This window comes from Halorussus salinisoli (assembly GCA_005239435.1).
GTDB classification, from domain to species: Archaea; Halobacteriota; Halobacteria; order Halobacteriales; family Haladaptataceae; genus Halorussus; species Halorussus salinisoli.
Genome location: SZNP01000006.1, coordinates 88,611 through 100,223, shown reverse-complemented (window position 1 = coordinate 100,223; position 11,613 = coordinate 88,611). Strand labels below are relative to the sequence as shown.

The window sequence follows — 11,613 nt, the reverse complement described above, 5'->3', positions numbered from 1 at the left end:
TCACTCGTCGAGCCACGTCGTGTGGAAGTTCCGCAGGAAGGGGATGTGGGTGAACCCCTTCACGCTCGACCGGCGGGCCGCCACGTCGTCCTGGTGAATCAGGTAGGCGTGGGGCACGTCCGCGATGAGCTTGTCCTCCAACTGCTGAAGGAGCTGCTTGCGTTCTTCCCGGTCGAGGGCCTGACGTTGCTCGGCGAGCAGTTCGTGCACCTCGTCGCTCTCGTAGTTGACCCAGTTCCAGACGCCGTCCGCACTCGGCTTCCGGTAGAAGTTGTACAGCGACTGGTCCGGGTCGGGGTCGCCGACGCTCCCGCTGATGGTCGTGTCGTAGTTCCCCTTCTCGTAGCGCTCCCAGTAGGTCGAGGAGGTGACCTGCTCGACGCTCACGTCGAACCCGGCGCTGTTGAGTTGCTGACGCATCGCCTTGGCGGCACGCAGGCTGTCCTGCGTGGTGAGGATGCTGAAACTCGCGCCCGACGCGCCCGCCTCCTCGATGAGTTGACTCCCCTTCTCGGAGTTGTAGCTCTGGTCGTCGGGTTTGTCCTCGCGCCACACCCACTCGGTCGCCTTGTTGATTGGGCCCTTGGCGGGGATGGCGTTGCCGAAGTAGGCGGTCTGGATGAACTGCTCGTTGTCGATGGACTTGGCGATGCCCTTCCGGGCCTTCTTGGAACCGAACGGCTCGCGGTCCTGGTTCATGGCGAGACCGTACCAGTTGACGCCCGGCGCGGCGAGTTTCTCGACCTCGCCGGCCTGCTCGACCTTGTCGATGTTCTGGAGCGGAACGAGGTTGGCGAAGTCGACGTCGCCGCCCCGGAGCGCGTTGACCAGCGTGGCCGGCTCCGAGATGGGCTTGACGTCGATGCCGTCGAGGTACGGGAGCGAGTTGCCGTCCTCGTCGGTCTCGAAGTAGTCGTCGAACGCGTCGAGCGTGACGCCCGACCCGACCTCGTGTTCGGTGACCTCGAACGGTCCCGTGCCGACCGGCGTGACCTTGTACTGCTCCTCGCTCATCTCCTCGATGGCGTTCTTATTGACGATGGTCGCGGCCCGACCCGGCCCGCGAGTGAGGTAGATGAGTGCGGGGGCCATCGCCTCCTCGAAGTTGAGTTCGACCTCGTAGTCGCCTTTGACGTTGACTCCGCCGTCGTCGACCGACTTGAGCGACGAGAGCTTTCCGGCCGCCGGAGCCTCGTTGGAGATGGTCCGGTCGATGGTGTACTTCACGTCGTCGGCGGTGAACTCGTCGCCGTTGTGGAACTTCACGCCCTCTCGAAGCTGGAAGGTGAACTTCTTGCCGTCGTTCTCGACCGTCCAGTCCTTCGCCAAGTCGCCGCGCACTGTCAGGTCCTCCTTCAGGGTCACGAGGCCGTTGAAGACGTTGCCCGCGACCTGGAAGTACTGACCCACGCTGATGTACGGCGGGTCGAGCACGTCGATGCTCCCGGTGAACCACGCCGCCTGCAGGCGACCGCCCTGCTTCTGGTTCGCGTCGGCCTGCGTCTCGGTTTCGTCGCCGCCGGACCCGTCGTCGGACGTGGTCGTCTCGGAGTCTCCTCCGCTGCCCAGACAACCGGCCAGGCCGGCGAGTCCTGCCGCGCCCAGTAGCTTCGTCGTCGTTCTGCGGTCCACGACCGGACCGCTCAGCTCTTCGTCGGACACCGCGTTCGCGTCGCCGCTATCACTGTTACCGTCTCTCATACTCGTACTCAATACCAGTCGGGGTCAGCCCCTTGGTATTGCAACCGTCTATATCCGGGCCGACGGGAAAACCAGACTACTGCGGGCAATTCGTTCCGTGTTCGAAGGGGTTAATCTGCTCGGACCGCTTCACGTACCTCATGCGCGAAGTGACGCTTCGGGTGCGTCACCACGGCGAACCCGAAAGCGACATCAGCAAAAAGTACCCGGACATCACCCTCGAGTCCGCCTCTTCGATGACCGGGAGCGCGGCCGAGCGCAAACGCATCATCGAGATTACGGGCCCGGCCGACTCGATAGAGGGGTTTCTGGACGACTTCGAGGACGCCGACCCGGTACTCGACGTGACGCCGCTCACGCCGTTCGACGCCGCGCGGGTCGCCGTCGCCATCACCTACGACAGCTATCAGTGGGACAGTATCTCTCAGCGACTCTCGGACATGGGCATCCACCACCGGACCGGAGCGACCATCACCGCGGGGTGGGAGCGGTGGACGCTGTACGTCGACGACGGCGACGACGTGGGCGAGATAATCGAGTCGCTCGAACGTGCGGGCAACGACACGGAACTGGTGCGCAACGTCGCGCTCAGCGAACTCGACGGCCAGAGCCACCTCGAACTGTTCGAGGTGCTGGAGGACGAACTCACGTCCCGCCAGTTGGAGGTGCTGAAGACCGCCATCGACCTCGGATACTACAGGCCCAAGACCGACGTGACAATCGAGGACATCAGCGACCAGGTCGGCATCGCGCCGACGACGACGTGGGAACACCTCGCCCGCGCCGAACACAAAGTGATGGACGAGGTCGGCGAGTACCTCCTGTAGGTCACGCCCGCGTCCGGACCAGGTTCCCGGCGAGGAGCGCGGCCGTCGCCGCGATGGCCGCGAGGACGAGGAACAGGCCGCCCGACGACGCGTAGGTCAGGATGACCCCGGCCATCGCCGCGCCGAGCGCGCCGACGCCGAACACGCCGAGGTAGGTGTAGCCGTACGAGAGGCCCCGGAGTCCCGCGGGGGTGTACTCGGCCACCGTCGCCTGGTAGAACGGTTGGACGAGGAACAGCAGGAATCCGAGGACTGCGCTGATGCTCAACAGGGCCACCAGCCCCGCGTTCGAGGCCGGAACGAACAGCACCGCGACGACCGCGAGTCCGGCGAATCCGAGGGCGATGCCGCGCTCGGTCTCCATCCTGTCGGTGAGCTTTCCGCCCACGTACTGCCCGGCGATGCCGACCACGAGCAGACCGGCGTAGAGGTACCGCGAGGGTTCGAGGGTTCGGCCGCCGAGCGCGACCGGGTCGAACATCGGCAGTTCGGCGAGCAGGTCCGGCAGGAAGGTGAGCGTTCCCCGGTAGTACAGCCCCGAGAGCATCACGATCGCGAACACCGCGGCGAACCCGGCGGTGAACAGTCGCTTCGACTCCGAGACCAGTTCCGACAGCGACGAGACGGTGTCGGCCTTGGAGTCGGTCGTGCCCCCGTCGGTCGCTTCGACCGAGGCCGTTTCGTCGAACTCGACGGTCAGCGACAGCAGGACCGCGATGCCCGCGGGGACCGCGAGCAGAGCCGTGACCTGTCGCCAGTCGAACGCCAGCAAGAGGAGTGCGGTCGCGAGCGGTCCGAGGGCGATGCCGAGGTTCCCCGCCATCCCGTGATAGGCGAACGCGGTGCCGCGCTGGGAGACGCCCTTGCTGATGAGCGACAGCCCCGACGGGTGGTAGACGCTCGCGGCGGCCCCCCAGACGAGGAGCGCGACCGCGACGAACCCGACGCTCGGAGCCACGCTCAGGAGCAGGAACGACGCCCCCATCCCGACGAGACAGGCGATTATCAGGGGCCGCGACCCGTAGGTGTCGGCCAGGATTCCGCCGGGGAGTGCACCGAGACCGAACAGCGCGTAGCCCATCGAGACGACGAGTCCGATGGTTGCGGGCGTCACCGAGAACGCGTCGAGCCAGACGGTCACGAGAATCGGAATCGAGAGTTCGTAGGTGTGAACCATCGCGTGGGCCAGCATCGCAACGCCGACGATGGAGCGGTCGTTTTCGTTCATACTCAGACGGTGTCGATACCCGTATCACGTCGGGGCGGGTTTATAAACCGTACCCCGGATGTAATCGGTACTGCCGAGTCGCGCCACGTTGCCATCGTTCCGCGCGGGTCGTTACCGTCGCTCTGCGTCGGTCGTCGCCAAAATAGCTGGGGCCGTCGTCGGACTGTGCTCACTCCACGTCGAACGGGAGTTCGTACTCGCTCGCTCGCCGCCGAATCTCGTCGGCGTCACCGGTCAGCAGTTCGCCGTCTTCGTACACTACGTCGCCGTCGACCATCGTGAACTCCACGTCGTCGCCGTGCGCGGAGAAGACGAGGTGCGAGAACGCGTCGTGGAGCGGCGTGGCGCGAGTGACGTCGGTCGTCAGTCCCACGATGTCGGCCTTCCACCCCGGTCGCAAGCGCCCGACGTTTTCGAAGCCCGCCGCTTTCGCGCCGTTCTCGGTCGCCATCTCGAAGGCGAGTCGCGCGGGGGTCGTCGTCGGGTCGAGGTGTTCGACCTTCTGGAGGAGACTCGCTTGGCGCATCTCGGTGAAGGGGTCCAGCGTGTTGTTGCAGGGCGGGCCGTCGTTGCCCAGCGCGACGTTGATGCCCCGGTCCACGTAGTCCACGATCGGCGCGATGCCGGAGGCGAGTTTCATGTTCGACGAGGGGCAGTAGGTGACGTGGGTGCCGGTCTCTTCGAGGACCTCGCGCTCGGACTCGTCGGTCCAGATGCAGTGGGCCAGCACCACGTCCTCGCCGGTCAGACCGACCTCGTCCAGCCAGTGGATGTTCCGGCGGCCCGTCCGGTCCTCGACGGTCTGGACCTCGTCGCGGTTCTCGCTAGCGTGGGTGTGGATGCGCACGCCGTCGTAGGCGTCGGCGAGTTCGCGCACGCCGCGGAGACACTCCTCGGTGCAACTTACCGCGAAGCGCGGCGTCACGGCGTACTGGATGCGGCCGCCGTGGGTGTCGTGGTACTCTTCGATCAGGCGCTCGGTCTCGTCCAGGCCCGCCTGGGTCTCCTCCAGCAGACCGTCGGGCGATTCGGTGTCCATCAGGACCTTGCCCATCCGAGCGCGGATGCCCAACTCGCCCGCGGCCTCGAACGCCTCGTCGGCATGGCGGACCGACAGGTGGTCGATGGCGGTCGTGACGCCGGATTCGAGCAGTTCGAGGTACCCTAACTCCGCCGCTATCCGCATCCCCTCGGCGTCGAGCGACGACTCCATCGGCAGGACGTAGTCGAACAGCCAGTCCAGCAGGGCCGTGTCGTCGGCGATACCCCGACCGAGCGACTGGACGGAGTGGACGTGACCGCCGACCACGCCCGGCGCGAGCAGGTCGTACTCCCTGCGCTCGTGGTCGGGGTAGGATTCGACCAACTCGGCGCGGTCGCCGACGGCGACTATCTCGTCGCCCTCCACGACCACTGCGCCGTCTTCGACCACCGTCTCGGCGTCGGCGACGACCGTTCCCTGTAGTAGCATCCCGAAACCAGTAGGGGCCGAGCTCCGGAAATAACTATTGATTTGGGAACGGACCTCCGGTTGCGCGTGTCGCCGTGGCGGACACTGAGACGGGGGTGAACTCGCTGACGGTGACGTTCGGCGACGCGATAGTAGACCAACCCACCCAACCACCCACTGCCGGGGGACGAAAGCGACCGCGAGCGGGCGGGCCACGAGCTGCGCTGTCGCCGCGAAACGTGACTACGAATTTCTAAAGCAAACAAATTTATTTCTGAAAGCAGTGAAAAAGATTCCTTCGAGAGTATCGAACGCCGTCCCGCCGCGCAGTTCGTCCCGCTCGGAAGTTCACCCGTCGTCTTCGACCAGCGAACGAATCTCGGCGTCCAGACGCTCGAACTGCTCGCGGCGGCGGTCATCGTTCGAGTCGGAAATTCGAATCTGAGCGCGCTCGTCGACGTCGAACACCGCGTCTTCGTCGAGGTCGGTCTCCTCGATGGCGTCCCTGAGTTTCCCCTCGTCGAAGCTTCGGACCGACTCGGGGTTCACCCCGGCGTCTACGAGCGCGCGCCGGACGTCGCTCTCGTCCCGGGTCCGTCGGTACTCGTAGGTCCGGCGTTCGACGCTCCCCAGGTCGGCCGAGAGGGTGCCGTCCTCGTGGAGTTCGTCCAGCAGCGCATCGCGTACCTCCTTGCGGGCGTCCTCGGCCGAGTTCTTGAGGTCGGCCAGCAGCGAGTAGAGGTCGGCCAACTGGCCGGTTCCGAGAGCGTCCAGCGACGAGAGGTCGTACTCGCTGACGAGTTTCAGCAGGACCAGCGCCTCGCGCTCGAAGCCCAACTCGAAGGGAGGTTCGGGTTCGTCGGTCGCCTCCGACTCGTCGGCCGTCTCGCTCGTAGTCGCGGTACTGGTGGTACTCGCGGCGTTGGTCGAACTGCTGTCGGTCGTGGTCGCGGCGCTGGCCTGGCCGCCGGCCTGGCGCTGGCGGCGCTTCTCGGTCTCCACGAAGTCGCGCGCCCCGCCGTAGCCGAGTCGGTCCCACTCGTGGCCCTCGTCGTCCGACCTGCCGACGTGGGCGGCGACCGGGCGAATCGCGTCGCGGTAGGTGCAGTCGCTCACGGGGCATTCGACCGGGTCGTAGTCGGTCGCGTCGGTCATCTATCAGAGGTTGGTGCGTGATACGGGATAAACCTTCGTCGGCGAGGGAGCGATAACCGCACGCCGAACTACACTGCCGACGCGAACGACTCCCGTGACCACGACGAAGACGCGGTAGAACGCCCCCGCCCGGTCGCGGTCGCTCTGCGGGATATTTCCGCGCTCTCAGCACCGCCCGCGCGGAAATAGTGGCCCGCAGAGACGACCACGCCCTTCGGGCGCGACCGGGCGGCCCCTTTCAGTCCACCCATACTGGGTCGGTGGCACCGAGTGCATCCCGGTGGTCTGCGTCGCCGAGCGCGACGGCCTCACGCCCCCATCCTCCTCGTCCAGTCCCTCCGGTCGTTCACTCGCCCCTCGCGCGGTTGGCGCGACCCAAACCGCGGGCACCGGCGGACGACCCGCGTCCGCCGAGCAATCGCGCCGACGGCGCGACGACACCAGCACGCGCCGGGCGCAAAGTCACGCCAGCGCACGCGGAGGTCGAAGAATCGTCGCCTCACTCCGCCGTCATCGACCGTTCGAGGTCGTAGGTCACGCCGGTCAGGTCCTCCGAGACCGCCCAGAGTCGCTCGGCGCGCTCGCGGTCGTAGGAGACGTCGCTCGACTGCTGGACCGCCGGCGGGCCGCGCATGTTCATCAGGCCGCCGGGACCGACGTACTCGCCGCCCTCGATTTCCGGCGCACTGGCGGCGTAGAGCAGCGGGAGCGCGCCGTCTTCGGCGGACTGGGCGAGGAGCGCGTTCGCGGCTTTCATCGCCCAGAGCCGGACGGTCGAACCGGTCATCTCGGGGCCTCTGCGCTGGAGATTCGTGGCGGCGTAGCCCGGATGGCACGCCACGCTGGTCACGTCCAGTTCGGCGTCGTCGAGTCGGCGCTGGAGTTCGTAGGCGAAGAGGACGTTCGCCAGTTTGCTCTGGGCGTAAGCCTCCCACTCGTCGTAGGACTGCTCGTGGTGGAGGTCCTCGAAGTCGATGTCGCCGCGTTCGTGGGCGCCACTGCTCTGGGTCACGACCCGCGACTCGCCGGGCGTCTCGCGCAGGCGGTCGAGGAGCAGACCCGTCAGCGCGAAGTGACCGAGGTGGTTGACGCCGAACTGCATCTCGAAGCCGTCCGCGGTCTCGCGCCGGGGAATCGCCATCACGCCCGCGTTGTTGCAGAGGACGTGCAACTCGTCGTGAGCGTCCCGGAACTCGTCGGCGAACGACCGGACCGACGCGAGGTCTGCGAGGTCGAGTTCGGCCACTTCGAGCGACCCGCGGTGGCTTCCCCCGGCCTCCCCGGTCCGGATGCGGCGCTTGGCGTCCTCGCCGCGCTCCTCGTTTCGGCAGGCCATCACGACGTGCGCGCCCTTCCGAGCGAACGCCCGGGTCGCCTCGTAGCCGAGACCGCTGTTCGCGCCCGTGACGACGACGGTCCAGTCGTCCATCGCGGGCATCTGGGCCGTCGTCCACTCGCCGGTCCGGGTTCGAGCCATGACTCCGAACTAGCGCGCGAGTCACTGAAAACCATCGCTCGGCGAGACTCCTACTGACCGCGCTTGACCACGAACCCCCGGCACTTCGGACACACGACCACTGTACGCTCTTCGAAGGTCGCACCGCAGAGCGTGCAGACGTAGTTTCCGCCGTCGCTCTTTCCGCGTCTCTCGATGAATCGGTCGAAAATTCCCACGACAGTGACGACGCGACCGACGGGGAAAGTGATTACTGACTGCCGTTGACCTGTTCGCCCGCTCGCGGTTCTGGCGCCATCGGCGACCATTGTTCCGACCCGCGGCTTTTTGCCTACTCGGACCCACCGTTCGACCGATGAGCGAAGAGCGAGGGGACGAGGTACCGCCGACCGACCGCGAGTCGCCGGTCGGGCAACCGGTCGTCCGCGGCGACGCGACAGTCACCGGCCAGAGCGCCGAGCAGGCCAAGGCGTTCGACCCGAACGACCCCGAGAGCATCGCAGAGGCCGCCGAGACCGTCGCCCGCTTCGCCGACAACACCGCTGGCGGCGAGGACAACGTGTTCATGCTACGCGGTGCGGCAGCGTGCGCGGCGCTCGTGCGCGGCGAAGGCTCGTACAAGGCCGCGGCCGAGCGCGCGGGTGGAGACGTGACGGTCGCGTTCATCCGGAAGTGGGCACGGGTTCACGACCTGCCCCAGTCCATCCGGCGGTACGTCGCCATGGGGCACGTCGCACCGACCGCCGCCAAGCACATCGCCCGGGTCGACGGCGAGGAGCGATTCCAACTCGCGTGGGCCGTCCTCGACGGCGACCTGACGGTCAGGGAGGTCCGGTCGGTCGCCAGCACGGTCAACAGCGGCACCCCGGTCGAGGAGGCGCTCGCCGACCACGGCGTGACGCCGGGCGAACTCGAACTGTCGCTTCCGACCGACACCTACCGGGAACTCCGCCGGACCGCGGCCATGGAGGGCAAATCGCCCGACGAGGTCGTTTCTGAGGCGTTAGAAGAGCGGTTCTCCTGAAAGCGGCCTTTTAACTACTCCAAGAACTCCTTCGCGGCGTCGGCCAACGCCCCGCCAGCGGTCAGTACCTCCGACCAGGCGATAGTCTCGTCCGGGAAGTGGGCCTGTTCGATGCTTCCCGGTCCGAACATGACCGTCGGGATTCCGGCCTCGATGTAGTGGCGAGCGTCCGCGCCGTAGGTCGCTCCCCGGGGTTCGGTGTCGCTCAGGCCGTGGGCCTCCATCGCGCGCTGGACCGCCGCGACGACGGGTTCGTCGGCGTCGATCTCCGAGGGCTCGAACTGGACCGAGAATCGCTCGAACTCCGGCGGATGCTCCGAGAGCCACTCGTCGTCGGCGACGAGTTCGGCGAGGCGCTGGTCGAACACGTCCTCGACCTCAGCTACGGTTTCGCCCGGCGCGACGCCGATTCGAAGCTCGACCGTCGACTCGGCCGGGACCGACGAAGCCCAGTCGCCCGCCTCGACCCGACCGACGACCACCGGCCACGGCACCGGGAAACGCTCGTAGAGCGGGTGGGTGACGGTCTCGCCGCGCTCGGCTTCGAGGTCACGGAAGGCCCGCCGAATCTCCTCGAAGTAGGGGAGGACGTCCACCCCGCGCCACCGAGTCGCGGCGTGGGCCGACCGACCGGCGAGACGGAGGCGCTTCATCAGGCTCCCCTCGGAGGCCGTGACGGGCCGGAGATCGGTCGGTTCGGCGATGACGGCGGCGTCGCGCTCGAAGGGATAAGGGTTCGACAGGGCCGCAGCGGCCGCGCCGATGCCGCCCGCCTCCTCGCCGACGACGCTCTCGACCACGACGCGCCCGTCGAGGTCCGGTGTCGAGTCGCCGGTTTCGGCTTCGTGGAGGTGCTTCGCGGCGAAGACGCAGGCCGCGAGACCGGACTTCATGTCGGCCGCACCGCGGGCGGTCAGCTCTCGGCGGCCGTCTTCCTCGCTCCACGTCGGTTCGAAGGGGTCGCTCGACCACGACTCGCGGGCCACCGGCACCACGTCGACGTGACCGTTCAGGACGAGCGTCGGCCCGGCGTCGGGGTCGCCGAATTCGAGGACGCCACCGACGCTCGGCCGTCGTTCGACCTGAATCTCGTCAGGGTCGTCGGGAAACGAGGGATGGTCGGCCAGTGCCTCGGCGTCGGCGGTCCACTCGTAGGTCTCGAAGCCGAGTTCGTCGAGTCGCTTTCGGACGAACTCCTGTGCGGGCGCTTCCTCGCCTTCGGTGGTGTCGAACCGGAGGAGTTCCTTGGTGAACTCCCGGAGGTCGGCGTCGCGTTCGCGGGCGAAGTCGTTCATGCCCGATTCGACTGACGACGCGAGGGTAAAGCTTCCGGGAAATAGTAAACGTTTAACTACGCCCGGTACAATCGATGAACTGAGGGCTGGTAGCTCAGTTAGGCAGAGCGTCTGGCTTTTAGCACGATACACCCGGGGTTCCGGATGGTCGTGGAAGACACCAGACGGCCAGGGGTTCAAATCCCTTCCAGCCCGTTTCTGCGACGAACCAAGGTGAGGAGCGAAGCGGCTACGAAGGATTTGAAGTAGACGAGTCGCAGGCCCGGAAACCGTAACGACGGATGGCGTCATATTTTAGTCGAAAGAGACTATAATCGGGTACGAGCGAGAGAGTTCATCCGAAAGAACGGGCCAGCAAAGCGAAGCAGCAGTTATCTTTGAACTTGTCCGTCAGGGTTTGACTGTTCTAGAACCATTTGGGGATAACGAGAGATATGATGTCGTAGTCGAAGAAACAGGGAAATTCTACCGAGTACAGATTAAAACTGGCCGGTTAGAAAACGGACGTGTCCAGTTCGGAGTTCGGAGTTCAGGCACGTTGACACGGAAAGTCCAAAAAGAGGGACACGAAGGAGAAATAGAAGTATTCGCAGCTTACTCGCCAGAAATCGAACGGACGTTCGTTGTACCTATAGCAGAAGCACCGAAAACGACGATGGGTATCCGTGTAGAAGAGTCCGATAAGTCATCGCCAAATATCAACTGGGCAGAGGACTACACTCTCGAAAAATGGGTGGAGTCTATTCGGAAAGAAACCTAGTACCTCTCGCAGAAAAGCGGAATTGCTGGTCTACCCTACTGGACTAAACACCGCGTCTAATAACGGATAAGGTACTGAATTTCAGATTTTCTCGAAGTCGCTGTTCACCTCGCCGTCGCGGTCGAGGTCGATGATGGCGTCGAACAGGCCCATGAACTTCTCGACGTGTTCCTCGTCGTGGACGCCCTTCGAGAGGTGGAACAGGCCGACCGAATCGTGTTCGCGCAGGAGGCCCAGAATCTGGCGAACCACGTCCCGAACGCGGGACTCGTCGGCGTAGTACGCCATCTCGGTGATGGAGTCGAGGCTGATGCGGCGCTTGCCCTCGGTGTTTTCGAGGAACTCGCGCGTGACTTCGAGGACGCCCTCCAGGTCGTCGGGCGAGGAGACGTAGTGGACGTTGTCGGTGCTTCGGCGCGAGTAGCCTCGCTCGATGCTCAGAGTGTCCAGAATCTCGGCTTTGCTCTCGTCCACGTCGTAGTGGCTGAGTTTCTGCTTGACCTCGCGCGCCGTCGTTCGGGTCGAGATGACGAGGAAGTGGTCGGTGTCGGTCTTCAGGAAGTCGGTGTCGATGCGGTCGGTCTCGCCGGTACTCGGATGCAGGAGGAGAATGCCAGTGCCACCGGGTACGGTTTCGGGCGTGTTTTCGATGGCGAGTCGATAATCCATATCCACTGGTAATACGTGGCGACGACTTAAGAATGCGGGTCAAACGCG

Annotated in this window: 11 protein-coding genes and 1 tRNA gene; 4 read left to right on the top strand and 8 right to left on the bottom strand. The window is 65.5% G+C overall.

What is annotated here, in order from left to right; genetic code table 11:
• Positions 1 to 1,701, bottom strand: a complete 1,701-nt coding sequence (locus E2484_RS17385; protein ID WP_137286455.1) for an ABC transporter substrate-binding protein — start codon at positions 1,699 to 1,701, stop codon at positions 1 to 3.
• Between the two features lie 140 nt (positions 1,702 to 1,841).
• On the opposite strand from E2484_RS17385, the gene E2484_RS17380 reads away from it, so the two are divergent.
• Positions 1,842 to 2,528 carry a helix-turn-helix domain-containing protein gene (locus E2484_RS17380; protein ID WP_137286454.1) on the top strand — a complete coding sequence of 229 codons (687 nt, stop codon included), beginning with the start codon at positions 1,842 to 1,844 and terminating at the stop codon, positions 2,526 to 2,528.
• Position 2,529: 1 nt separating this feature from the next.
• Here the strand turns inward: E2484_RS17380 and E2484_RS17375 are convergent, their stop codons facing one another.
• From E2484_RS17375 to E2484_RS25140, 5 genes are all read right to left on the bottom strand, one after another.
• Positions 2,530 to 3,756, bottom strand: coding sequence for an MFS transporter (locus E2484_RS17375; protein WP_137286453.1), 1,227 nt, complete (start codon positions 3,754 to 3,756; stop codon positions 2,530 to 2,532).
• Positions 3,757 to 3,925: 169 nt separating this feature from the next.
• Positions 3,926 to 5,227, bottom strand: coding sequence for a 5'-deoxyadenosine deaminase (locus E2484_RS17370; RefSeq protein WP_137286452.1), 1,302 nt, complete (start codon positions 5,225 to 5,227; stop codon positions 3,926 to 3,928).
• Between the two features lie 327 nt (positions 5,228 to 5,554).
• Positions 5,555 to 6,361 carry a hypothetical protein gene (locus tag E2484_RS17365; protein WP_137286451.1) on the bottom strand — a complete coding sequence of 269 codons (807 nt, stop codon included), beginning with the start codon at positions 6,359 to 6,361 and terminating at the stop codon, positions 5,555 to 5,557.
• 499 nt (positions 6,362 to 6,860) lie between these two features.
• Positions 6,861 to 7,838 carry an oxidoreductase gene (locus E2484_RS17360; RefSeq protein ID WP_137286450.1) on the bottom strand — a complete coding sequence of 326 codons (978 nt, stop codon included), beginning with the start codon at positions 7,836 to 7,838 and terminating at the stop codon, positions 6,861 to 6,863.
• A gap of 50 nt (positions 7,839 to 7,888) precedes the next feature.
• Entirely contained in the window at positions 7,889 to 8,035 is a 147-nt protein-coding gene (locus E2484_RS25140) for a hypothetical protein (protein ID WP_170977401.1), read from the bottom strand.
• A 137-nt stretch (positions 8,036 to 8,172) separates the two neighbouring features.
• Between E2484_RS25140 and E2484_RS17355 the strand changes: the two genes are divergently transcribed.
• Positions 8,173 to 8,841 (top strand): DUF7119 family protein, encoded by a 669-nt coding sequence (locus E2484_RS17355; protein ID WP_137286449.1) that lies wholly within the window; start codon positions 8,173 to 8,175, stop codon positions 8,839 to 8,841.
• Between the two features lie 14 nt (positions 8,842 to 8,855).
• On the opposite strand, the gene E2484_RS17350 is transcribed toward E2484_RS17355, so the two are convergent.
• On the bottom strand, positions 8,856 to 10,136 hold the full coding sequence (locus E2484_RS17350) for a M20/M25/M40 family metallo-hydrolase (RefSeq protein ID WP_137286448.1): 1,281 nt from the start codon (positions 10,134 to 10,136) through the stop codon (positions 8,856 to 8,858).
• An 83-nt stretch (positions 10,137 to 10,219) separates the two neighbouring features.
• On the opposite strand from E2484_RS17350, the gene E2484_RS17345 reads away from it, so the two are divergent.
• Together E2484_RS17345 and E2484_RS26180 are read left to right on the top strand one after the other, a co-directional pair.
• A tRNA-Lys gene (locus tag E2484_RS17345) sits at positions 10,220 to 10,331 on the top strand.
• 115 nt (positions 10,332 to 10,446) lie between these two features.
• Positions 10,447 to 10,896 (top strand): group I intron-associated PD-(D/E)XK endonuclease, encoded by a 450-nt coding sequence (locus tag E2484_RS26180; protein ID WP_137286697.1) that lies wholly within the window; start codon positions 10,447 to 10,449, stop codon positions 10,894 to 10,896.
• Positions 10,897 to 10,977: 81 nt separating this feature from the next.
• Here E2484_RS26180 and E2484_RS17335 read toward each other — a convergent pair whose 3' ends face one another.
• Positions 10,978 to 11,565 (bottom strand): DUF7090 family protein, encoded by a 588-nt coding sequence (locus E2484_RS17335; protein ID WP_137286447.1) that lies wholly within the window; start codon positions 11,563 to 11,565, stop codon positions 10,978 to 10,980.
• Positions 11,566 to 11,613: the final 48 nt, after the last annotated feature.

Coding starts and splice junctions, on each gene's coding strand:
- E2484_RS17385 (WP_137286455.1), bottom strand. CDS start 1,701: ATGAGAGACGGTAACAGTGATAGCGGCGACGCGAACGCGGTGTCCGAC.
- E2484_RS17380 (WP_137286454.1), top strand. CDS start 1,842: ATGCGCGAAGTGACGCTTCGGGTGCGTCACCACGGCGAACCCGAAAGC.
- E2484_RS17375 (WP_137286453.1), bottom strand. CDS start 3,756: ATGAACGAAAACGACCGCTCCATCGTCGGCGTTGCGATGCTGGCCCAC.
- E2484_RS17370 (WP_137286452.1), bottom strand. CDS start 5,227: ATGCTACTACAGGGAACGGTCGTCGCCGACGCCGAGACGGTGGTCGAA.
- E2484_RS17365 (WP_137286451.1), bottom strand. CDS start 6,361: ATGACCGACGCGACCGACTACGACCCGGTCGAATGCCCCGTGAGCGAC.
- E2484_RS17360 (WP_137286450.1), bottom strand. CDS start 7,838: ATGGCTCGAACCCGGACCGGCGAGTGGACGACGGCCCAGATGCCCGCG.
- E2484_RS17355 (WP_137286449.1), top strand. CDS start 8,173: ATGAGCGAAGAGCGAGGGGACGAGGTACCGCCGACCGACCGCGAGTCG.
- E2484_RS17350 (WP_137286448.1), bottom strand. CDS start 10,136: ATGAACGACTTCGCCCGCGAACGCGACGCCGACCTCCGGGAGTTCACC.
- E2484_RS17335 (WP_137286447.1), bottom strand. CDS start 11,565: ATGGATTATCGACTCGCCATCGAAAACACGCCCGAAACCGTACCCGGT.